Genomic DNA, 20,715 nt, shown 5'->3' on the forward strand with positions numbered 1-20,715 from the left:
AAGGCTTCACGGCCAGACCTCCCACTCCAGTTCCAGGGGCAGCTCCTCCTGGATGCGCCTAAGGAGCTCCAGGACGTCCTGGGCCGTGGCCTGGCCCAGGTTGACGATAAAGTTGCCGTGCTCCAGGGAGACCATGGCATCCCCCACCCTGAGGCCCTTCAGGCCCCGCTCGTCGATGAGACGGCCCGCTGACTGCCCCGGGGGGTTTTTGAAGGCGCAGCCGGCGCTTTTGCGCTTGGGCTGACCCCTTCGGGCGGCGTCCACCTCGGCCATGCGCCGCCGGATTTCCTCTAGGGGGCGCTCCTTAAGCCTGAGCCGTACCCGGGTCACGATGCCCCCCGGGGGAAGCCGGCTTTGCCGGTAGCCGAAGCCAAGTTCCTCAGGCAGGTAGATCTGGAAGCGCCCCTCGTGGAAGATCTCTACCGCCTCCAGGGCCTCGGCCATCTCCCCGAAGCGGGTGCCGGCGTTCATCTTCACCGCCCCTCCCACCTGGGCGGGGATGCCCAGGAGGCCTTCCAGCCCGGAAAGCCCGGACCGGGCCGCCTCCTGCACCAGAAGCGGAAGGAGGGCCCCGGCGCCCACCCAGCCCCTCAGGTCATAGGCCTGGAACTCCCCCGCTAGGCGGATGACCCGCTCCGGCACCCCCTGGTCCAGCACCAGGAGGTTGGAGCCGTTGCCCAGCACCCGGTAGGGGGCCTCGGTGGCCTTTAGGAGTTCCTCCCGGGTTTCCACCGTCCAGAGCTCGGCTGGACCCCCCACGCCCAGGGTGGTGTAGTCCCTGAGGAGAACCCGTTCAACCCGCATGGACCAGCCTCCGGGCCAGTTCCGTCACGTCCCCTGCTCCCAGGGTGAGCCAGAGGTCTTCCGGGCCTGCCGTGGCCAAGGCGTAGGCCAAGGCCTCCTCCTTGTCCAGGAAGCGCGCCTGGCAACCCAGGTCCTTTAGGCGCTCTGCGATCCGTTGCCCCAGGGCCTCCGGGGTCACCTGGCCCCGTTCCCCTGCGGTGTAGACGGGTAGGACCACCACCTCCTGGGCCAGGGTCAGGGCCTGGGCAAACTCCTCCCAAAGCTCCAGGGTGCGCAGGAGGCGGTGGGGCTGGAAGAGGACCCGCACCCGGCGGCCCAGGAGGTGGGCGGCCTCGAGGGTGGCCCGCACCTCCGTGGGGTGGTGGGCGTAATCGTCCACCACCCAGGCCCCGCGGATCTCCCCTACCTTCTGGAAGCGCCGCCCCACGCCGGGAAAGCGGGCCAGGCCCTCCCGGATGGCCTCAAGGTCCACCCCGAAGGCCAGGGCGGCCAGGGCCGCCGCCAGGGCGTTTTTCACGTTGTGCCCCCCGGGGACCCCCAGGCGGACCTCCCCCAGATCCTTCCCCTGGTGGACCAGGCGGAAGCGGCTTCCCGTGGGGCCCAGGGCCACGGCCTCGGCCCAAAGCTCCCCGCCCTGGCCGAAAAGCCGGCGGGGAAGCCCCTGGGAGGCCTCCAGGAGGAGGGGGTCAAAGGCGGGGACCACGGCCACCCCTGCCCGGGCCAGGAAGCCCCGCATGGCCGTCTGGAGCTCCTCCAGGCTCCCGTGGTAGTTGGGGGCCCGCTGGCCAGGGGGGGCGATGTGGTCGGCCTCGAGGTTGGTGGCCACGGCCACCCTCACCCGCACCTCCTGGAAAAGGGCGTCGGACTCGTCCACCTCGGCCAGCCGAGGCCCTAGCCCGTAGCGGGCGTTGCCGGGCAGGAGGGAGAGTTCCCCCCCCAGGAAGACCCAGGGGTCCAGGCCCGCCGTGAGGAGGATGCTGGCCAGCATCCCGGTGGTGGTGGTCTTCCCGTGGGTGCCCGTTACGCCCAAGGAGGGCTTGGCCTCCAGGAGGTGGGCCAGGAGCTCCATGCGCCTCAGGATGCGCATGCCCCGCCGCCTGGCCTCGGCCACCTCGGGGTGGTCCAGGGGCACGGGGGTGGGGACCACCAGGACCTCCTCCTCCCCCAGGTGGCTGGGGTCGTGGCCGGGGAAGACGGATACCCCCAGGGCCTGGGCCCGTGCCCCCGGGGCCAGGTCGCACCCCGTTATCCCCACCCCCTCCGCCAGGAGGAGGCGGGCTAAGGCGCTCATGCCCACCCCCTCAATGCCCATGATGTGTGCCCGCTTCATAAGAATTCCTCCAACCAATCCGCAATCCTTCCCGCCGCCCCCTCAGGGGAGAGGCGGGCCATAGCCTCCCGGTAGGGTTCGGGCCGGGCCAGGAGGGCTTCCACCTGCTGCCAAAGCCTGGAATAGGCCCCAAGCTCCGCCGCCCCCGCCCTCTGGTAGGCGCGGGCGTTGGCCAGCTGGGCCCCCCCGTCCAGCCCTGGGGGAAGGGGGAAGAGGAGGGCGGGCAGGCGGTGGAAGGCCGCCTCCGCCAGGGTCCCCGCCCCCGCCCGGGCCAGAAGGAGGTCGGCGGCGCTCATGGCCAAGGGCGCGTCCACAAAGCCGGCGATGCGGTACGCCCCTTCCTCCAGGAAGCGGAAGCGCTCGGTCCACCGTTCCCCCACCTGGTGGAGGACGGGAAGGCCCAGGGGCTTGAGCAGGGGAGGGAGGTGTTGGTTCAGCTCCAGGCTGCCCTGGCTCCCCCCCAGGACGAGGAGGAGGGGCTTTCCCGGGTCAAAGCCCAGGCGGCGTTTGGCCTCGGCCCGGGGGTAGCGCACCTCCCGCACGGGGTAGCCGGTGCGGCGGGCCTTTCTGGCCAGCCACGGGGGGAGGTCCAGGGGGACGGAAAGGGCCAGGCCCCGGGCCAGGGGGGCAAGGAGGCGAAGGGCCAGGCCCAGCTTGGCGTTTTGCTCGTGGAGCAGGACGGGAAGCCCCTTGAGCTCCGCCAGGAAGGCCGCGGGGAAGCCCGCATACCCTCCCGTGGAGAGCACCGCCTTGGGGGGCCATTCCCGCAGCACCCGCGCCGCGCCTTTTAGCCCCTTAAGGAGGCGCCAAGCCTCCCCTGGCCGCAGGGCGCTCCGGTCCAGCTTGCCCGCGGGCACCAGGGCGTAGGGCAGGGGGGTCTGGGGCAGGAGGCGGGCCTCGAGGCCCCCCTCGGCCCCCAGGTAGAAGACCTCGTGCCCCCGGCGCCGCAGCTCCTCAGCCACCGCCAGGGCGGGGAAGAGGTGCCCCCCCGTGCCGCCTCCCGTCAGGAGGACCATGGGGCCACCTCCTTCCCTCCCTCCCGGGCCAGGCGGAGCAGGATCCCCACGGCCAAGCCGGATACCAAAAGGGAGCTTCCCCCGTAGGAAACCAAGGGCAAAGGCACCCCGGTCACCGGCAGGAAGCCCATGGTGACCCCGATGTTGAGGGCTGCCTGCAGGGTCAGGTAGAGGGTGAGGCCCAGGGCCAAAAGCCCCAAGGACCCAGGGAGGCTTAGGGCCAGGGAGAGGCCCCGGGCGAAGAGGAGGAGGTAAAGGAGAAGGACCACCCCTCCCCCCAGCCACCCCGTGGCGAAGACCACGCTGGCGAAGACCATGTCGTTGTGCCCCTCGGGCAGGTGGGGGAGGCTTCCCCCGGGCCCGTGGCCTAAGGGCCCTGCCAGGAGGAGGGCCTTTTGCGCCTGGACCACCTGGTAGGCCCCATGGGAGGAGCTGGCCTCTCCCTGAAGGTAATCCAGAAAGTTTGCGAAGCGCTCGGAAACGTACTGGAAGCGGGCGAAGTAGTACCCAGAGAAGGGGGAAAAGGCCAAAAAGCCCGCCAGGCTCACGGCCACGAGCCGCCGCCACGGCACCCCGGCCAGGACGAAGAGGAGGCCCCCTAGGGTGAGGAGGAAAAGGGCGGTGGCGAAGTCGGGCTCCACCAAGACCAGGCCGGCGGTGACCCCCACCAGGGCCGCCGCCCCCAGGATGGGGGCATCCCTGCCCTTGCGCGCCACAAAAGAGGCCAGGTAGAGCACCAGGGCCACCTTGGCCAGCTCGGAGGGCTGGAAGGCCATGGGCCCCAGGTAAAACCAGCGGCGTACCCCCCCAGGCCCATCGCCCAGGAAGAGGACCAGGACCAAAAGGCCCAGGGTGGCCCACAGGAGGGGCCGAGCCCAACGCAAAAGCCCCTGGGGAGGCAGGAGAAACCCCAGGCCCAGGGCCGCCAGGCTAGCGGCGAGGCGCAGGAGATGGCCTCCCAGGAGTTCGGGCTCGGCCACCCCCACCCCGAGGAGGCCAAAGGCCATGAGGAGGAGGGCGCTTAAGAGGAGGACGGGGTCCACGGTTCACCTCCTAAGGCGAACACCGCCTCCCGGAAAGCCTGGGCGCGGTCCTTGTAATCGCGGAACTGGTCAAAGCTTTGCCCCAAGGGGGCGAGGAGGACGGATCCCTCTTCCAGGCGCCTAAGGGCCTCGGCCACCGCCTGGCGCATGGCCGCCCGGCCATCCTCCTCCCGGATGGCCACCACCTCCACCCCGCCTCCCAGGGCCTCGGCCATCCGGGGCCCATCCCGGCCAATGGCCAGCACCACCCGCACCCGGGAGAGGAGGGGCTTGAGGGCCTCCAGGTCCGCCCCCTTGTCCTCCCCACCCAGGATCCAAGCGATGGGGGCCGGGGCGGCGGCCAGGGCGGCGGCCACCGAGGGGGTGCGGGTGGCGATGGAATCGTCAATGAAGACCACCCTTCCCTTGCGGGCGAAGACCTGGAAGCGGTGGGGGGGCATGGGAAGGGTCTTTAGGCCCTGGGCCAGGGCCGCTTCGTCCAGAGGGCGGCCCAGAAGGTCCAGGTAGGCCCGGGTGGCCGCCAAGGCCGCCCGCAGGTTGCTTTCGCTTGGGTTGGGCCCCGGGGTGAAGGGGTAGGGCCGGGCCGGGGTGCGGGCCGCCGCTTCCCGCACCCGGGGGTCGGCGGCGTTGTAGACCAAGGCGTCCTCCTCCGTGAGGTTTTTGAGGAGGTTCAGCTTGGCGGCGTGGTAGGCCTCGAGGCTCCCGTGCCGGTCCAGGTGGTCCACCCCCAGGTTGAGGAGGACGGCCACCCGTGGACGGAAGCTGTGGACCCGCTCCAGCTGGAAGCTGGAAAGCTCGGCCACCGCCACCTCGGCCTCGTCCACCACGCTCACCAAGGGGGGGTCCACGTTCCCCCCTTCCTTGGCCCTCACCCCCTGCCCCCGGAGGAGGTGGGCGGTGAAGAGGGTGGTGGAGGTCTTGCCCGCCGTGCCGGTGATGCCGATGATGGGGGTGGGGGAGAGGCGGTAGGCTAGCTCCGCCTCCCCCATGACCAAGGCCCCCCTTTCCTGGAGGCGCCTAAGCCCCGGGTGGGTGAGGGGCACCCCGGGGGCGGCCACCACCTCCAGGTAGCGGCCTTCCAGCTCCCAGTCCGGAGCAAAGCCCAAGGCCAAGGCTTCCTGCACCTCGGCCTCCTTGGGCCGGTCGTCGTAGAAGCGGGCAGGAAGCCCCCGCCCCTTGAGGAAGCGCAACACCCCCATCCCGCTCCGCCCCAGGCCGAAGACCAGGATCATCCCCCACCCCCCAGGCCAAAGGCCAGGGCCGTGGCCAAGGCGGTGAGGATGGCGAAGCGGAAGACCACCTTGGCCTCGTCCCAACCGGAAAGCTCCAGGTGGTGGTGCAGGGGGCTCATGCGCAGAAGCCGCCGCCCCGTGCGGCGGAAGTAGGCCACCTGGACCACCACAGAGAGGACCTCCAAAACGGGCACGATGGCCGCCAAGGGCAGGAGCCAGAGGTTCCCGCTGAGGACGAAAAGCCCGGCCACCAAGGCTCCCAGGGCCTGGCTCCCCGTGTCCCCCATGAAGACCTTGGCCCGGGGGGCGTTGTGCCAGAGGAAGCCCAACACCCCGCCCAGGAGGGTCTGGGCGAAGGGGTAGCCGTGGAAGGGGAGGAGGAGGATGGCGGCCACGCTGGCCAGAAGGCCGTCCAGCCCGTCGGTGAAGTTGAAGGCGTTGGCCGCCCCCACCACGGCCAGGGCTATAAGGAGGACGTCCAGGATGGGCCAGGGGGTGTAGGCCACCTGCCGGGCAGCCCAAAGGGCGAAGACCAGGGCCATGAGGCTTTGCAGGGCCAGCTTTTCCCGGGCCCTGAGGGGCCGGGCAAGGCTTCCCCCCAAGTCGTCCAAGAGCCCAAGCAGGGCAAAGCCCAGCCCCAGAAGCCAAAGCCCCAAGAAGGCGTCCTTTCCCGTGGCCAAATAGGCCAGGAAGGCGGCCAGCAGAAAGGCCACCCCGCCCATGCTGGGGGTGCCCTCCTTGGTCAGGTGGGTCTGGGGACCGTCCTGGCGTACCCTCTTCCCCAGGCCCAGACCCTTCATGAGGGAGATCCAAAAACCAGTAAAGATCCAGGATAGGAGGAGGGCTAGGGCCATACCACCTCCTTGCAGGAGAGGACCCTGGGGCCGGGGGTGAGGTACAGGGCCTCGCCCCAGGCCGCAAAGTCCTCCGCCTCGGCCACGGCCTTTACCCCTTCCGGCCGCACCAGGTAGAGCCTAGAGCCCAGGAGGGCCGCCACCCCGCAGGCGCTGGCCTGGGCTTTCCGCGGGGGCTCGGGCAGGGGCTGGCTTTGGCCTTCGGGGAGGAAAAGGGCCACCTCTCCCAGGGCTACCACCCGGCCCTCCCAGGCCACCACCTGGGTGAAGCGGCCCGGGCGGAGGAGACGGCCTTCCAGGTAGAGGCCTTCCCGCCCCACCCAGTAAAGGCCTCCTTCCGTCAGGACCCCGTCCAGGGCGGGGTAGGGCAGCAGCCCGGCCTCGGTGTACACGGCGTTTCCCAGGCCCAGGACCAGCCTGGGCGAGGCCCGCAGAAAGCGGGGCAGCCCCGGCAGGGGGAGGCTTTCCAGGCGCCCCTCGCGGAGGACCAGGAGCTGGTAGGGGTAGGCGGCGTAGAGGGCTTGCCCGTCCGCGTCCAGGAAGAGGGGAGGGCCGGGCAGGGCCGCTGGGAAGCGCCCCCCCACCAGGCCTCCCTGGGCGAAGCCTCCGGGGTAGGACAGGAGGGGGGCCTGGGCCTGCAGGGGGGCGCAGGCCGCGAGGAGGAGGGGAAGGGCGGCTAGGCGTCCCATAGGTCCAGGATGCGTTCCAGCCCTAGGGCCCTCGAGGCCTTGAGGTAGACCAAATCCCCGGGTTTTACCCGGGCCTTAAGCCACGCCAGGGCCTCCTCCAGGCTGCCTGCGGCCTCCCCGCCCAGGGCCGCTTGGGCTGGGGCGTAGCTTCCCAGGTAAAGGGGCCTGAGCCCCAGCCGGACCGCTTCCTCGGCCACCTCCAGGTGGAGCCGAAAGGCTTCTTCCCCCAGCTCCCGCATCTCCCCCAAGACCGCCCACTTGCGCCCAGGCTGGGCGGCCAGCCAGGCCAGCCCCGCCTTGACCGAAAGGGGGTTGGCGTTGTAGGCGTCGTGAAGGAAGACCACCCCCTCCTTTTCCCGCCGCTCCATCCGCCCGGGGGGAAGCCGGAGGCCCTCCAGGCGCTCGGCCACCTCCTTGGGGTCCCGCCCCAGGAGGTCGGCCACGGCCAGGGCCGCCAAGGCCCCCAAGGCCGGGCCCAGGCCCGGGTAGGGCACCCGCACCTCCAGGCCGCCGTAGCGGAAGCGGCTTTCCTCGGGGAGGAGGGAGAGGTCGTGGCCGGGGAAGGTGGCCTGGCCAAAGCCGTAGGTGGGCCAGCCTCCCCCCAGGCCGAAGGCCCCGAGCACCTCAGCCGCCTGCAGGCTCACCAGGACCTGAGGGGCTTGCAGGAGGCCGCTTTCCTCCGCCACCACCCCCTCGAGGCTGCCCAGGGCCTGGAGGTGCTCCTCCCCTAGGGCGGTAAGCACCCCCAGGTGGGGCTGGGCCAGGGCCATGAGCTCCGCCATCTCCCCCTTGCGGTCCACCCCCAGCTCCACCACGGCTCCTTCCGCCTTGGGGTCCAGGTGCAGGAAAAAGCGGGCCAGGGGCGGGGCGGTGTTCTGGTTCCCGGGTGGGGCGGGAAAGCCCAGGCCCTGGGCCAGGGCCTCCTTGGTGGTGGTCTTGCCCGAGCTACCCCCCACGGCCACCACCAACCCCGGGAATAGCCCCCGCAGGGCGCCTCCCAGGCGCAGAAGGGCCTGGGCCGTGTCCGCCACCTCCACCGTGGCCGGCCCTGGCCGGTCGGAGAGGACCAGGTGGGCCCCCCGGGCCCGGGCTTCCTCAGCGAAGGCCCGGCCATGGACCCTGGTCCCGGGGAGGGCCACGAAAAGGCTCCTTGGGCCTATTTCCCGGCTATCCCAATGGAGGTCCCTCACGGGCTTGCCCCCGGGGTGGAGCCGGCCCCCCGTGGCCTCGGCCACCCATTCCGGCGTTAGTTCCCTAACTTGAGCAAGATGCACAAGCCGCTCACCGCCCTTCAGCATAGGGGGGGAGGCCCCGGTAGGCCAAGAGCCTGGCGGCGATCTCGCGGAAGATGGGGGCCGCCACCTGGCTGCCGTGCACCTCCCCCTTGGGGTGGTGGACCGCCACCACCACGGTGTACAGGGGCCGATCCCCGGGGACGAAGCCGGCGAACCAGGCGGTGAAGACCTCCCGGGAGTACCGCCCTCCCACCACCACCTGGGCGGTGCCCGTCTTGCCCGCCAGGGGGTAGCCGGGAAGGTGGGCCCGGGGGGCCAGGCCCTCCCGCAGGGCCTGGCGCACCGCCTGGACCGTGGCCGGGGAAAAGACCCGCTCGGGCTGGACCTCCTGGCCTGCGAAGAGGCGGGGGGTGCGGTACAGGCCGTCCGTGAGGCTGGCGAAGGCCGCCGCCAGGTGCAAGGGGGTGATGAGGAAGCCCTGCCCAAAGGTGTGGTTGGCGTAGGCTACCCGGCTCCAGGCCTCGGGGGACTTGACCACGGGCGGCGTGGTCCGCACCCCAGGAAGGGGCGTGGGGTCGGTGAGGTGGAGCCTTTGCATGTAGCCGTAGAAGACCTCCTTGGGAAGCGCTTCGGCCAACAGGCTGATCCCCACGTTGGAGGAGTACTTGAGCACCTCGGCCAGGGTGAGCCGGGGCGGGTGGGGCACCACGTCCTGGATGGTCCACCCCTCCAGCCGGCGGGCCATGGGGGCCTCCACCCGGGTGTCCAGGGTGGCCGCGCCTTCCTCCAGGAGCATGGCGGCGGTCAGGGCCTTCATGGTGGAGCCGGGCTCCAAGGCCACCAAGAAGGCGTGGTTGCGCCAGGAGAGGTCCCGGGCGGGGTCTTTGCGGGGGGCCAGGGGGTCAAAGGCCGGGCCGTTGGCCACCGCCAGGAGCCTGGCCTCCCGGTCCAGGACCAGGGCGGTGGCGAAGGCCCCCCGGCTCTGGGCCAGGCCCTGCCACAGGGCCTGCTCGGCCATGGCCTGGATCCAGGGGTCTATGGTGAGGGTGAAGGAGCGCCCTTGGGAAAGGGCGCCGTTGAGGTCCCGCTCCAGGCCCTCGAGGCCCCTGCCCGAACCCCGCTCGCCAAAGCCCAGAAGCTGGCTGGCGCTCTTGCCCAGGGGGTAGTACCGCCCCTCCTCCAGGCTAAGGGCCAGGGGGGTACCGTCTTGGGCGTAAAGCCCCCCCCGGACGACCGGGGTGGGGGGCAGGTGGGGGGTGGGCCTGGGGGCGTGGGCCACCAGGGCGTACACCCCCAGGGCGAAGAGCACGAGCCACACGCTCAGGCCTACGAAGACCAAGGAAACCCGGCTAACCCCTACGGTCACGGCCCCCACCTCCCCTGGCTCATGGGCACGAAGCCCTCCTCCTTGGCCCATTCCAGGACCCGGTGGGGCTGGCTTGCCCGCCAGCCCTCCTTGAGGAGGGCTTCCTCTTGGGCCTGGAGTTTTTGTAGCTGGCTTTCCAGCGCGCGCAGGTGGGCCCGTTCCACCTGGTTCCGGTGGCCCAAGGTGAAGACCAGCAGGAGGGCCAAGAGGTAAAGCAGGCCGAAGCACCAGGCCGTCCTCATGCCCCCTCCTTCTCCGCGGCCCGGAGCTTGGCGCTGCGGGCCCTGGGGTTCTGCTCCACCTCCTTTGGGCTTGGCACCAAGGGCTTTTTGGTGAGGACCTTGAGGCCGCTTTCCCGGAGGAAGCGCTTCACCATGCGGTCCTCCAGGGAGTGGAAGGTGATGACCACCAGCCTTCCCCCGGGGGCCAAGGCCTCCTCCGCTTGGGCTAGAAACTCCCCTAAGGCCGCAAGCTCGTCGTTCACGTACATCCTCAGGGCTTGGAAGGTCTTGCGGGCCGGGTGGCCGGCCTTGCGGAAGCCCACCGCTTGGCGCACGATCTCCGCCAGCTGGGTGGTGGTGCGGATGGGGGCTTTCCGCCGGGCTTCCACGATGGCCTTGGCAATGCGGTAGGCCTGCTTTTCCTCCCCCAGGTCCCGCAGGATGCGGAAGAGCTCCTCCAGGGGCAGGCGGTTCACCGCCTCCTCGGCGGTGGGGCCTTCCCCGCCCATGCGCATGTCCAAGGGGCCTTCCTTCTGGTAGCTAAAGCCCCGCCTGGGATCGTCCAGGTGGAAGCTGCTCACCCCTAGGTCGGCCAGGATGCCCGCCACTTGCCTCACGCCGGCGGCTTCCAACACCCCCTTGAGGTGGCGGAAGTTGGCCTGGAAGACCCGCAAGCCCGGGAGGTTCAGGGCCTGGGCCCGGGCCACCGCCTCCGGGTCCTGGTCCAGGCCCAGGACCAGCCCCCCCCGTTCCAGGATGCCCCGGGCGTGGCCGGCCCCGCCCAGGGTGGCGTCCACATAGACCTCCCCGGGGCGTACCTTGAGGAGGTCCAGGGCTTCTCCGTAGAGGACCGGAATGTGCTGGGTAATGGGTTCCATCATCGCCTATCCGATAAGCCCCCGCAGGGCCTCCGGGGCCGGGGGGTTTTGCATAATGGCCTCAATGGCTTGCCACCACCGCGCCTGGCTCCAAATCTCCAGCCTGCCCGGGGCCCCGGCGATCACCACCTCAGCCCCCTCCTCCAGCCCGGCGAACTGGCGCAGGGGGGGAGGGATGAGGATGCGGGAGGCATTGTCCATCCGGGTTTTGTGGGCGCCCGAGTAGAAAAAGCGCACAAAGGCCCGGGCCTCGGCGTCGGTGAGGGGCAGGTTGACCAGCTGTTCCTCAATCTTGCGCCAGCGGTCCGAGGGGAAGACGTAAAGGCAGCCCTCCATGCCCCGGGTGAGCACCAGCCCGTCCTCGAGGAAGTCGCGAAAGGGGCCGGGAATGACCACCCGCCCCTTGTCGTCCAGGCTGTACTGGTACTCGCCGAAGGGCATCTCCCACCTGCTCCCACCTTCCGGGTCTGGGCCCTGCGCCCGTGCCGAGGTATTAGGCCGTACCCAGGGAAGGCTTTCGCAGGGCAGTATACCACGCTTCTCCCACGCTTTTCCACCAGGTCCCACTCTAGACCCACCTATACCCCACCTCGAGGGGCAAAAAAATCCCCGAGCCGAGGCTCGGGGGACCAGGACAGGGCGTAAGCCGGGTTCTGTTTTCTGCGGTCATCTCTCTGGGACCGGCGTCGCCGCCGGCCTCAAGCGGCCCATCCCAGGGGTTTTGGCGGGCCGGGCAAGCCCTTCCCCTCTACTGGGCCTTGCACCGGGTGGGGTTTGCCGTGCCGCCCCTGTTTCCAGGAAGCGCGGTGGGCTCTTACCCCGCCGTTTCACCCTTGCCCGCACCAGGCTAAGCCTGGCCGCTGGCGGTCTTTTCTCTGTGGCACTTTCCGTCGGGTTACCCCGCCCAGCCGTTAGCTGGCACCCTGCCCTATGGTGCCCGGACTTTCCTCACCCAGGGGGTACGTCCCCTAGGCGCGACCGCACCCCTGTCCTGGGGCATGCTTAAGTTTAGCAAAGCCCTTTTGGGCTTGTCCACCTGGTATGGTGAAAGGGTGCGGTTTCCCTGGTATGCCCCCCTCATCCTCCTCTTCTTGGCCCTGGTGGGCCTAGGGGTTTTGGGCCTTTTGTGGCTGCTAGGGGCCCTGGCCCTGGGAGCGGGGTTGTTGTGGCTGGCCTGGCGGCGGCTAGGCCGCCTTCTTGGCCCCCGTTGGCGACGCCTGCCGCCCCCCTAGGCTTGCGCTTTGGGAAGCCTGCGGGTACACTTAAAGGCGGTTTTCGCACGGCCAAGACCGTGCGAGAGGAGGCAGACGTGAAAGAGGGCATTCATCCCAAGCTGGTGCCCAGCCGCATCATCTGCGGTTGCGGCAACGTGATCCACACCTACTCCACCAAGCCGGAGATCCACGTGGAAGTCTGCAGCAAGTGCCACCCCTTCTACACCGGGCAGCAGCGCTTCGTGGACACCGAGGGGCGGGTGGAGCGCTTCCAGCGCCGCTTTGGCGATAGCTACCGTAAGGGGCGCTAGCCTTTCCAGGGTGGGCGGGGGCCTGGGCCTCCGCCCCCTCCTTTTAGAATGGCACCGGAGGAAGGATGCCGCCGGTTTTGCACCGCCAGGGTTGGATTGAGGTCATCGCAGGGCCCATGTTCTCCGGCAAAAGCGAGGAGCTGATCCGCCGGGTGAAACGGGCCCTCATCGCCCGCCAGCGGGTTTTGGTCTTCAAGCCACGGCTGGATAACCGCTACGGGGAGGGCCACGTGGTCAGCCACGACGGGGAGCGGGTGGAGGCCATCCCCATCGCCCGGGCGGAGGAGATGGAGGCCTACCTAAAGCCCCTGCCCCAGGTGGTGGCCGTGGACGAGGTCCAGTTCCTGGACCGTGCCCTCTTGCCCTTGGTGGAGCGGCTGGCCCAAGAGGGGGTGCGGGTGATCCTGGCGGGGCTGGACCTGGACTTCCGCGGGGAGCCCTTCGGCCTCATGCCCGAACTCTTGGCCCGGGCGGAGTTCGTGGAGAAGCTCACCGCCATCTGCCCCCGCTGCGGGGCTCCCGCCACCCGCACCCAGCGCTTGGTGGACGGAAAACCCGCCCGCTACACCGACCCCATCATCCTGGTGGGAGCCCAGGAGCACTACGAGCCCCGTTGCCGGGCCTGCCACCAGGTGGCCTACTGAACCAGAGGCAGGGCCGCTCCTTTGCGCTTGCGGAAGCGCACCTCCAGGACCCCCTGGCGCAGGCTGGCCTGGGCGGTACCCTCCTCAATGGGCCCGGGGAGGTCCAGGGTGCGGCGGAAGGTGCCCATGGGCCTTTCCTCCAGGAGGTAGGTCCCGGGAAGGGGGTGGCGCACCCCGGCCAGGGTGACGCGGTTCCCTTCCTCCAGGAGTTCCAGGTCTTCCGGGCGCACCCCGGGCAGGTCCACCAGGAGGACGTAGTGCTCCTCATCCTCCAGGAGGTCTACCCGGGGCGTCCAGGCGGCGGGTTCCTCCCCCGTGAGCTGGTAGGCCAGCTCGGCGATGCGCTCTTGCAGCTCTTTCAGTTTCCGCAGGGTTTCCAAGCGGTCCAAGGGCTCCAGCATGCCCTTAGCATAAGGGATGTGGAGCGCATACCCGTCCTGGCGGGCCCCACGGGAAGCGGCAAGACCCTCCTGGCCCTGCGCCTAGGGGAGGAGATGCCCGTGGAGGTGGTATCCGCCGACGCCACCATGGTGTACCGGGGCCTAGACGTGGGCACGGATAAGCCCTCGCCGGAGGAGCGCCGCCGCGTCCCCCACCACTTGGTGGACGTGCTGGAACCCAGCGAGGCCATGAGCGTGGCCCGCTGGGTGGCCATGGCCGAGGCCGCCATCGCCGAGGTCCTCTCCCGGGGCCGGCTGCCCCTGGTGGTGGGGGGGACGGGGTACTACATCCGGGCCCTTTCCGAAGGGCTTCCCGGGCTTCCTCCCCCGGACCCAGAGGTGCAGGCAGCCCTTTGGCAGGAACTGGAGGCCAAGGGGCTTGAGCCTTTGCAGGCCGAGCTGGCCCGGGCCAGCCTCGAGGACGCTCTGCGGGTGGGGAAAAACCCCCGCAGGCTCGTCCGGGCCCTGGAGGTCCTGCGCCGCACGGGTATCCCCCCTGCCCGTTTTCCCCGCCGCCCCCCCCGCTTTGGCTACGCCAAGCTGGTGCTTTGGCCCGAGCGGGCCTGGCTTTTCCCCAAGCTGGAGGCCAGGGCCAGGCGGCAGTTTGCCCAGGGCCTGGTGGAGGAGGTGAGGGCCCTCCTGGCCCGTTACCCCGGGATGCCCACCGCCCTCCAGGCCATCGGGTACAAGGAGGTGGTGGGCTACCTCAAGGGGGAGTATGGCCTGGAGGAGGCCATCCTGCGGGACATCCGGGCGGTGAAGGCTTATGCCAAGCGGCAGTACACCTGGTTCCGCCACGAGCCTGGGGAGGTGGTCTACCTGCCCCGGGGCGGGGAGGAGGCCTACCGGGGCTTTCGGGACTGGCTCCGCCTCCACTTCGGGCTATAGTGGGGGCATGTTGGCCTACGAGATCCGCGCCAAGGTGGCCCGAGGGGAGGTTTCCCCCCGGGAGGTAGCCCAGGTTTACCTGGAACGGGTTCGCACGTTGGACCCTAGCCTGGGGGCCTTCCTCACCTTGAACGAAAACCTCCTGGAGGAGGCCGAGGGGGTGGACCCCGGCCTTCCCCTGGCGGGCCTCGTGGTGGCGGTGAAGGACAACATCGTCACCCAAGGCCTGCGCACCACGGCGGGAAGCCGCCTTCTGGAGAACTTCATCCCCCCTTACGAGGCCACGGCGGTGGCCCGGCTTAAGGCCATGGGGGCCTTGGTCTTGGGCAAGACCAACCTGGACGAGTTCGGCATGGGCTCCTCCACCGAGCACTCGGCCTTCTTCCCCACCCGCAACCCCTTTGACCCCGGAAGGGTCCCTGGGGGTTCCAGCGGGGGAAGCGCCGCGGCGGTGGCCGCAGACCTGGCCCCCGTGGCCCTGGGTTCCGACACCGGGGGCAGCGTGCGCCAGCCCGCTGCCTTGTGCGGGGTCTACGGCCTCAAGCCCACCTACGGCCGGGTGAGCCGGTATGGCCTCATCGCCTACGCCTCCAGCCTGGACCAGATCGGCCCCATGGCCCGTTCCGTGCGGGACCTGGCCCTGCTGATGGACGCCATGGCGGGCCTGGACCCCCTGGACGCCACCAGCCTGGACCTGCCCCCCCGTTTCCAGAGGGCCTTGGCCGAGCCCCTTCCTGCCCTGCGCCTGGGCCTGGTGCGGGAGGGGCTTTGGGGAAATAGCCCCGGGGTGGAGCGGGCCCTGGAGGAGGCCTTGGCCGTGTGGCAGGGGCTAGGGTTTTCCGTGCGGGAGGTTTCCTGGCCCTCCTTGCCCCTGGCCCTGAACGCCTATTACATCCTGGCCCCGGCGGAGGCCAGCTCCAACCTGGCCCGTTATGACGGCAGCCTGTACGGGTACCGGGGGGAAGGGGAGGAGGGGGTGCAGGTGGTGGAGGCCACCCGGGCCCGGTTTGGCCTCGAGGTCAAGCGCCGCGTCCTGGTGGGCACCTTCGTCCTCTCCAGCGGTTATTACGAGGCCTATTACGGCCGGGCCCAGGCCTTCCGCCGGCGGCTCAAGGCCGAGGCCAGGGCCCTTTTCGCCGAGGTGGACCTTCTCCTCCTGCCCACCACCCCCCACCCGGCCTTCCCCTTGGGGTCCAGGCCCGACCCCCTGGCCATGTACCGGGAGGACCTTTACACCGTGGGGGCCAACCTGGCAGGCATCCCGGCCCTTTCCTTCCCCGCAGGGTGGGAGGAGGGGTTACCCCTGGGGTTGCAGCTCCTGGCTCCCTGGGGGGAGGATGAACGCCTGTTGCGGGCGGCTTTGGCCTTTGAGGAGGCCACGGACCGCGCCTTCTTGAAGGCGCCTCTGGGAGAAGCCCTCTAGTGGAGCCCGTCTTCCGCTACCGCCTGGCCACCCGCCTAGCCCGAAAGTTGCGGGCCCAGGGCCATCCCCTGCCCTTGCCTGCCCTGGGGGAGGCCTTGGGCCTTCGGGGTCCGGTGGAGCCCATCCTCAAGCCGCTTCTGGACGGCCGTTTCTTCCTGGCGGAAGGGGTGGGTCTGTGGGAGTGGCGCTACCCCTTTCCCCATCCTGGCGAAAGCCTGGTCTTCCTGGACCTAGAGACCACGGGCCTAGCCCCCGGCCTCCACGAGGTCATTGAGCTGGCCCTGGTGCGCCTGGAGGGGAACCGGCGCGTGGCCTTCCAGAGCCTGGTGCGCCCTGAGCACCCCCCAAGCCCCTTCATCCAGCGCCTCACGGGGATACGGGCCGAGGAGCTGGAAGGGGCCCCATGCCTAGAGGAGGTGCTGGAAAGGGCCTACCCCTTACTCCAAGGGGCCACCTTGGTCCTCCACAACGCCCCCTTTGACCTGGGCTTCCTGCGCCCGGCCCTGGAGGCCATGGGCTGGCGGCTGGAAGGTCCCGTGGTGGACTCCATCCCCTTGGCCCGGCGGGCCATGCGCGGCCTGAAGCGGTATGGTCTGGACGCCCTTTCCCAGGTGTTGGAGCTTCCCCAAAGGCGGGAGCACCGGGCTTTGGACGATGTGGAACGGACCCTTGCCGTGGTCTATGAGGTGTATTATATGCTCACTTCAGGGAGCCCCCGCCCCCTTCGGGACCTTGGGAGGTGATATGACCGCGCGTTATGTCCTTACGAGTACCTGTATCCAGTCCGGGACCATGGCCCTTACCCTCTCCCTCCGCCAGCACCTCCTGGGCCGGGAGCGGGTGCGCTTTGTGGACGAGGATGGGGAGGTGTACGAGGCCGAGGTGGACTGGAAAGGGGGGGTGATCCGGGGGCTTCTCCCTTACTACCAGAAGCGCCGCCTGGGGGTGAACGAAACGGTGTGGCTCCACTTCCGGGGGGAGGAGGTGGAGCTTCGGGCCACCCCCAGGGGCCAGCCCCGGGGGGAGTCCCCCCGGCCTGAGCGCCACGAGCCCTTGCAGGAGGCCGAGGCCCGCCCGGAAAGGCGCCGGGTGCGGGTCACCCCCTACCCCAAGGAGGTCCTTTTCCCCCATGGGCCCAAAGGGGCCTTGGAACCCCCGGGGATCACCGAGGACCTGCGCCGCTTGGGTTTCCTCCTGGAGGGGGGGCCCCCTTGGGTCTACAAGGCCCCCCTGGGCAGGCGGCAGGTGGCCCTGGCCCTCCTGCGCCTGGGGGAGGGGGAGGCGGCGGCCTTGCGCCCCTTGCGCCAGCAGGGGTTTTACACCGCCTTTTTGGCCCCGGAGTCGCAAAAGGGGGAGGTACCCCAGGGCGTGGGCTACCTCTCCCCTGAGGCGGTGAACCGCCTGGTGCGCCTGAAGGCCCGCTTTCCCCTCTCCCCGGTGGACGTGGAGGACCTCCTGCGCCAGGGCCGGGTGGACCTCGAGGCGGTGGAGGCCCTGGAGGACCGGCTGGTGGCGGAGCTTTCCGAACGGGGAGCCCTGGCGGCCTTGCTCCTCCTCCTGGCCAAGAAGCCCTTGGGGGAGGTGTTCCTCCTGGCGGACCTCGAGGCCGAGGCCCTGGAGGAGGGCCTGATCCCCGAGGTGGTCCGCCAGGGGGTGGAGCTCCTTTCCCAGCCGCCTTTCCTGCTCCTCAAGCGCCTTTCCCCGGGGGAGTTCTTGCTGCGGCAGGAGGTGGAGGAGGCCCTATCCGACCTCCAGGCCTTCGCCGAGGGGCTCAAGGGCCGCCTCAGCCGCGTCCGTGGGGGCGCTTGACCGGGGTGGCCTCCCCCAGGGCCAGGTCAAAGCTCTGCCGGGCCCGCTCCTTCAGGGCCGCCACCTTTTCCCAGTCGGGGATGCGGCCGTACATGGCCGCCTTGGAGAGCTTGATGGGGTCCCCGGGCAGTTCCTGGTAGTAGGCCCCCGTCTCCTTGGCAAAGGCGGCCACCTTGGGGTCGTAGGAGAGGGCGGCGAAGGGGGTGCCCGCGGCCGCGGCCAGGATGAGGCCGTGGAGGCGCATGGAGATCACGTACCCCGCCTGGGCCGCCAGGTACAGGACCCGCCGGGGGTCGGAGGTCTTCTCGATGCGGTGCAGGTAGAAGGTGTCCATGACCTCGTCGTCGTAGCCGGGCTGGAGGAGGAGGACCAGGACCTGCTTGCCCTCGTGCACCAGGTGGTTGGCGGTGATGTAGAGGTTTTTCAGGGCCTCCCGGTCCACCCCGGCCCGGGGGATGACCAGGACCAGGTCCTCCTCCCGTTTCACCGGGGGAGGGGTGAGGAGGAGGGCGGGGTCCGCCCCCAAGGCGGCGGGGAGGCCCAGGCGCTTGGCGTACTCCACGGAGTCCTGGTCGCGGAAGATGAGGGGCACGCCCCTCAGGGCCCGGGCCACCTGGCGCTCCCCCCAAGGGGAGAGGGGCCCCAGGGACTGGTTGAAGACCACCACCCGCTTGCGGAAGAAGCGGGCGGTCCTCAGCACGGAGAGGTAGTAGAGGAGGCTTAGGGAGCTGGTGGCGTCCTGCAGGAGGCCGCCGCCCCCCAGAAGCCAGAGGTCGGCCTGGAGGAGGGCCAGAGGGTTCAGGCGGTGGGCGGCGCGGAGGCCGTGTTCTTCCTGGGTTTTGCGGGGGTCCCCGGAAAGGGCCAGCACCCTGTGCCCCCTGGCCTTGAGCTCCCGGGCGATGGCCTCGAGGATGGCCTCGTCCCCGGCGTTTTTGAACCCGTAGTACCCGGCTACCCCAACCACCATGCCCTTAGCCTCCTTACCAGGATAACCCCCACCAGGCCCAGGAGGAGGCCCAAGAGGGCCCCGTTGACCACGCGGAAGAAGGAGATGGGAAGGGGGGTGTGGAAGTGGCTGAAGGTGTTCAGGATGGAGGCCACCCCCAAAGCGGCCAGGAAGAGGAGGCCATTTTGCACCCAGCGGGGCCAGGGGAGGAGAAGGGCGAGGGGAAAGAGGGCGTGGCCGAAGACCTCCTTGAAGCGGGGGCGTACCATTACGTCCTGCAGGAGGCTTCTCAGCTTGAGCTCCAGCTCGGGAACCAGGGGGGCCTCGTTCCCCCGCCGCAGGAGGGCCAGGAGGAGGAGGAGGAGGGCCAGGCCCGCCAGGCCCACCTCCCCCAGGCGCAAGGGGTGCTGGAAGAGCCGGGTAAGGGCGGCCCTAAAGTCCCTTTCCAGGAAGCTGTAGGCCACCAGCAGGGGGGGGAGGAGGAGGGTGAGGGAAACCCCCTTGAAGGGGGCCAGGCCCAAGACCGTGGCCGGGGTGGAGCCTAAGGCGGAGAGGAAGACCACCCCAGCCAGGGCGTACCCTAGGGTGCGCAGCCAGAGCCAAAGCCCATTCCTGGGCCCCAGGAAGCCTAAAACGGGGAAGACCAAGGCGGCGAGGAGGGCCCCGGCCTGGCTCCCCGCGTAGCCCAGGGCCAGGAGGAGGAGGAGGAAGGCCACCAGGGGTCCATACAGGGGAAGCCCCAGGGCCAAAAGCCCAAGCCCCGCCAGGACCCCTACCCAGGCGGCTAGGCGCCAGGGGCTTGGGGCGAAGTCCCGGGGGGCGGGGCGGCCTAGGGGGATGTGGCTGGCCTTGAGGCCCTCACCCAGCCGCTTCAGGAGGCGCTCGGTGTCCTGGGGGTAGGGGTAAGGCCGGAGGTAGAGGAGCTGGTGGCCCCGTTCCCGGGCGGCCAGCTCGTACTTGTCCGCCGCCTCCTCGGGGGTGAGGGTGAGCTGCCACTCGTAGCGCAGGCTAAAAAGGCGCAGGATCCCCTTCTCCCTGTAGGCTGGAAGCCCCGGCTGGGGCGTGCCCTCGATCAGGGCCACGGGCACCTTCACCAGGCCCTGGGCCTCCTCCAGCCGGTAGGGGTACCCTAGGGCCTCGAGGCCGGCGAAGACCACGGCGTCCGCCTCCTGGGGCACGATGGGCAGGCCTGGGTCCAGGCGGCGCAGGCGGTGGTTGATGGGGCGCACCGCCACGTAGAAGCCCGCCTCCTTGGCCGCCCGGATCTCCCCTAGGGGGTAGAAGGCGGGCAGGGTTTGGATGTCCACGGGGAAGCCCAGCCAGGGCCCAACCCGTTCGCTGGGAAGCTGGTAAGCCCGTTCCAGAAGGGCCACCAGCCACCCTTCCCCCTTCACGTAGTACCAGCCGGGCTTGGCGGGGAGGCCCATCTCCCGCAGCTCCTGGCCGGTGCGGTAGAGGAGGGCTCCCTGGGCTACCCAGTCCTTGACGAAGCGTTCGGGGAAGGCCACCCCCTCCACCCCTAGGGCCCGGTAAGCCTGGAGGGTTTGCAAAAGGCTTTGCCCCTGGGATCGGGCCTCTTCCCAGGCCGCCTCCGCGTCCAGCATCAAGACCACGGGGCCGGGCCGCTCCGCCCGTAGCCTGGGCCCCAGGGCCAGGAGGGAGGGGAGGAGGGCCAGGAGGATCAGGCCTTGCAGAAGGCGCTTCATGCCAGCTCCAGCTGGGCTAGGTGGGCCAGGGCCTTGGCCTTCAGGGTTTCCAGGGCCACGGGGTTTTGGCCGCCTCCGGGCAGGATCACGTCCGCGTGGCGCTTGCTGGGCTCCACAAAGGCCAGGTGCATGGGTTTGACCTTCTCCAGGTACTGCTGCACCACGCTTTCCAGGCTTCGCCCCCGTTCCTTCACGTCCCGCTCCAGGCGGCGGATGAAGCGCTCGTCGGCGTCGGCGTCCACGAAGACCTTGAGGTCCATGAGGGCCCTGAGCTCCGCAGGGTAGAGGACCAGGATCCCCTCGAGGATCACCACCGGGGCGGGCAGTGCCCGTTCCGTGAGGGGGCTCCGGGTATAGGCCTTGAAGTCGTACAGGGGAGCCTCCACCGCCTTTCCGGCAAGGAGGGCCTGGGCGTGGCTCAGGTACAGCTCCAGGTCAAAGGCCTCGGGGTGGTCGTAGTTGCGCTTGAGCCGCTCGGGAAAGGGCAGGTGGGAGAGGTCACGGTAGTAGTGGTCCATGGGCAACAGGGCTACCCGCTCCCCCAGGGCCTTGGCCAAAGCCTGGGCCAGGGTGGTCTTGCCGCTGGCGCTTCCGCCAGCAATCCCGATGACGAAGGGCCTGCTAAACCCGCTCACCCCTCCATGATAAAGGCGGGGGGCCAGCCCC

23 protein-coding genes and 1 other RNA gene are annotated in these 20,715 nt (G+C 69.9%); 7 read left to right on the forward strand and 17 right to left on the reverse strand.

Annotated elements, in window-relative coordinates:
• Positions 1-6 precede the first annotated feature (6 nt).
• The 13 genes from TCCBUS3UF1_RS05110 to rnpB form a co-directional block, all read right to left on the reverse strand.
• Positions 7-804 carry a UDP-N-acetylmuramate dehydrogenase gene (locus TCCBUS3UF1_RS05110; RefSeq protein ID WP_014515444.1) on the reverse strand — a complete coding sequence of 266 codons (798 nt, stop codon included), beginning with the start codon at positions 802-804 and terminating at the stop codon, positions 7-9.
• The gene (gene murC, locus TCCBUS3UF1_RS05115; protein ID WP_014515445.1) at positions 794-2,134 is read right to left on the reverse strand and encodes a UDP-N-acetylmuramate--L-alanine ligase; all 1,341 of its coding nucleotides are present in this window, start codon (positions 2,132-2,134) and stop codon (positions 794-796) included. The genes TCCBUS3UF1_RS05110 and murC overlap by 11 nt, the downstream gene beginning before the upstream one ends.
• Positions 2,131-3,150 carry a glycosyltransferase gene (locus tag TCCBUS3UF1_RS05120; RefSeq protein ID WP_014515446.1) on the reverse strand — a complete coding sequence of 340 codons (1,020 nt, stop codon included), beginning with the start codon at positions 3,148-3,150 and terminating at the stop codon, positions 2,131-2,133. The genes murC and TCCBUS3UF1_RS05120 overlap by 4 nt, the downstream gene beginning before the upstream one ends.
• Positions 3,138-4,193 (reverse strand): FtsW/RodA/SpoVE family cell cycle protein, encoded by a 1,056-nt coding sequence (locus tag TCCBUS3UF1_RS05125; protein WP_014515447.1) that lies wholly within the window; start codon positions 4,191-4,193, stop codon positions 3,138-3,140. Before TCCBUS3UF1_RS05125 ends, TCCBUS3UF1_RS05120 begins: the two co-directional genes overlap by 13 nt.
• Complete coding sequence (gene murD, locus TCCBUS3UF1_RS05130; RefSeq protein ID WP_014515448.1) at positions 4,172-5,425, reverse strand: UDP-N-acetylmuramoyl-L-alanine--D-glutamate ligase; 1,254 nt, start codon at positions 5,423-5,425, stop codon at positions 4,172-4,174. The genes TCCBUS3UF1_RS05125 and murD overlap by 22 nt, the downstream gene beginning before the upstream one ends.
• Positions 5,422-6,279, reverse strand: a complete 858-nt coding sequence (locus TCCBUS3UF1_RS05135; protein ID WP_014515449.1) for a phospho-N-acetylmuramoyl-pentapeptide-transferase — start codon at positions 6,277-6,279, stop codon at positions 5,422-5,424. The genes murD and TCCBUS3UF1_RS05135 overlap by 4 nt, the downstream gene beginning before the upstream one ends.
• Positions 6,270-6,968: a hypothetical protein gene (locus TCCBUS3UF1_RS05140; protein ID WP_014515450.1), complete on the reverse strand. Its 699-nt coding sequence runs from the start codon at positions 6,966-6,968 to the stop codon at positions 6,270-6,272. Before TCCBUS3UF1_RS05140 ends, TCCBUS3UF1_RS05135 begins: the two co-directional genes overlap by 10 nt.
• Positions 6,956-8,266: a UDP-N-acetylmuramoyl-tripeptide--D-alanyl-D-alanine ligase gene (gene murF, locus TCCBUS3UF1_RS05145; protein ID WP_041433775.1), complete on the reverse strand. Its 1,311-nt coding sequence runs from the start codon at positions 8,264-8,266 to the stop codon at positions 6,956-6,958. The genes TCCBUS3UF1_RS05140 and murF overlap by 13 nt, the downstream gene beginning before the upstream one ends.
• Positions 8,250-9,569 (reverse strand): penicillin-binding protein 2, encoded by a 1,320-nt coding sequence (locus TCCBUS3UF1_RS05150; RefSeq protein ID WP_014515452.1) that lies wholly within the window; start codon positions 9,567-9,569, stop codon positions 8,250-8,252. The genes murF and TCCBUS3UF1_RS05150 overlap by 17 nt, the downstream gene beginning before the upstream one ends.
• Positions 9,566-9,811: a hypothetical protein gene (locus TCCBUS3UF1_RS05155; RefSeq protein ID WP_014515453.1), complete on the reverse strand. Its 246-nt coding sequence runs from the start codon at positions 9,809-9,811 to the stop codon at positions 9,566-9,568. The genes TCCBUS3UF1_RS05150 and TCCBUS3UF1_RS05155 overlap by 4 nt, the downstream gene beginning before the upstream one ends.
• Positions 9,808-10,668 (reverse strand): 16S rRNA (cytosine(1402)-N(4))-methyltransferase RsmH, encoded by an 861-nt coding sequence (gene rsmH, locus TCCBUS3UF1_RS05160; protein ID WP_014515454.1) that lies wholly within the window; start codon positions 10,666-10,668, stop codon positions 9,808-9,810. The genes TCCBUS3UF1_RS05155 and rsmH overlap by 4 nt, the downstream gene beginning before the upstream one ends.
• A 6-nt stretch (positions 10,669-10,674) precedes the next feature.
• Positions 10,675-11,109, reverse strand: a complete 435-nt coding sequence (mraZ, locus tag TCCBUS3UF1_RS05165; RefSeq protein ID WP_014515455.1) for a division/cell wall cluster transcriptional repressor MraZ — start codon at positions 11,107-11,109, stop codon at positions 10,675-10,677.
• 185 nt (positions 11,110-11,294) lie between these two features.
• Positions 11,295-11,662: RNase P RNA component class A (rnpB, locus tag TCCBUS3UF1_RS11515), an RNA gene on the reverse strand.
• Positions 11,663-11,720: 58 nt separating this feature from the next.
• On the opposite strand from rnpB, the gene TCCBUS3UF1_RS05170 reads away from it, so the two are divergent.
• The 3 genes from TCCBUS3UF1_RS05170 (at position 11,721) to TCCBUS3UF1_RS05180 (ending at position 12,837) form a co-directional block, all read left to right on the forward strand.
• Positions 11,721-11,900 (forward strand): hypothetical protein, encoded by a 180-nt coding sequence (locus tag TCCBUS3UF1_RS05170; protein ID WP_041433975.1) that lies wholly within the window; start codon positions 11,721-11,723, stop codon positions 11,898-11,900.
• Positions 11,901-11,977: 77 nt separating this feature from the next.
• Entirely contained in the window at positions 11,978-12,193 is a 216-nt protein-coding gene (rpmE, locus tag TCCBUS3UF1_RS05175; protein WP_014515457.1) for a 50S ribosomal protein L31, read from the forward strand.
• A gap of 65 nt (positions 12,194-12,258) precedes the next feature.
• Positions 12,259-12,837, forward strand: a complete 579-nt coding sequence (locus TCCBUS3UF1_RS05180) for a thymidine kinase (RefSeq protein WP_041433776.1) — start codon at positions 12,259-12,261, stop codon at positions 12,835-12,837.
• Here TCCBUS3UF1_RS05180 and TCCBUS3UF1_RS05185 read toward each other — a convergent pair.
• On the reverse strand, positions 12,831-13,238 hold the full coding sequence (locus tag TCCBUS3UF1_RS05185; protein WP_014515459.1) for an Hsp20/alpha crystallin family protein: 408 nt from the start codon (positions 13,236-13,238) through the stop codon (positions 12,831-12,833). The two genes, TCCBUS3UF1_RS05180 and TCCBUS3UF1_RS05185, sit on opposite strands and share 7 nt — an antisense overlap.
• Before the next feature lie 18 nt (positions 13,239-13,256).
• Between TCCBUS3UF1_RS05185 and miaA the strand changes: the two genes are divergently transcribed.
• From miaA to TCCBUS3UF1_RS05205, 4 genes are read left to right on the forward strand one after another with little or no spacing between them, the layout of a single operon-like run.
• Complete coding sequence (gene miaA, locus TCCBUS3UF1_RS05190; RefSeq protein ID WP_014515460.1) at positions 13,257-14,165, forward strand: tRNA (adenosine(37)-N6)-dimethylallyltransferase MiaA; 909 nt, start codon at positions 13,257-13,259, stop codon at positions 14,163-14,165.
• A gap of 7 nt (positions 14,166-14,172) precedes the next feature.
• Positions 14,173-15,588, forward strand: a complete 1,416-nt coding sequence (gene gatA, locus TCCBUS3UF1_RS05195; RefSeq protein ID WP_014515461.1) for an Asp-tRNA(Asn)/Glu-tRNA(Gln) amidotransferase subunit GatA — start codon at positions 14,173-14,175, stop codon at positions 15,586-15,588.
• On the forward strand, positions 15,588-16,331 hold the full coding sequence (locus TCCBUS3UF1_RS05200) for a PolC-type DNA polymerase III (RefSeq protein WP_014515462.1): 744 nt from the start codon (positions 15,588-15,590) through the stop codon (positions 16,329-16,331). The genes gatA and TCCBUS3UF1_RS05200 overlap by 1 nt, the downstream gene beginning before the upstream one ends.
• Position 16,332: 1 nt before the next feature.
• Positions 16,333-17,397 carry a hypothetical protein gene (locus tag TCCBUS3UF1_RS05205; RefSeq protein ID WP_014515463.1) on the forward strand — a complete coding sequence of 355 codons (1,065 nt, stop codon included), beginning with the start codon at positions 16,333-16,335 and terminating at the stop codon, positions 17,395-17,397.
• Here TCCBUS3UF1_RS05205 and csaB read toward each other — a convergent pair.
• The 3 genes from csaB to udk are packed head-to-tail and all read right to left on the reverse strand — an operon-like array spanning position 17,372 to position 20,684.
• On the reverse strand, positions 17,372-18,364 hold the full coding sequence (csaB, locus tag TCCBUS3UF1_RS05210; RefSeq protein ID WP_014515464.1) for a polysaccharide pyruvyl transferase CsaB: 993 nt from the start codon (positions 18,362-18,364) through the stop codon (positions 17,372-17,374). The genes TCCBUS3UF1_RS05205 and csaB overlap by 26 nt on opposite strands.
• Positions 18,349-20,049 carry a DUF5693 family protein gene (locus tag TCCBUS3UF1_RS05215; protein WP_014515465.1) on the reverse strand — a complete coding sequence of 567 codons (1,701 nt, stop codon included), beginning with the start codon at positions 20,047-20,049 and terminating at the stop codon, positions 18,349-18,351. Before TCCBUS3UF1_RS05215 ends, csaB begins: the two co-directional genes overlap by 16 nt.
• On the reverse strand, positions 20,046-20,684 hold the full coding sequence (gene udk, locus TCCBUS3UF1_RS05220) for a uridine kinase (RefSeq protein ID WP_014515466.1): 639 nt from the start codon (positions 20,682-20,684) through the stop codon (positions 20,046-20,048). Before udk ends, TCCBUS3UF1_RS05215 begins: the two co-directional genes overlap by 4 nt.
• Positions 20,685-20,715: the final 31 nt, after the last annotated feature.

The sequence above is a fragment of the Thermus sp. CCB_US3_UF1 genome (assembly GCF_000236585.1).
GTDB lineage: Bacteria > Deinococcota > Deinococci > Deinococcales > Thermaceae > Thermus.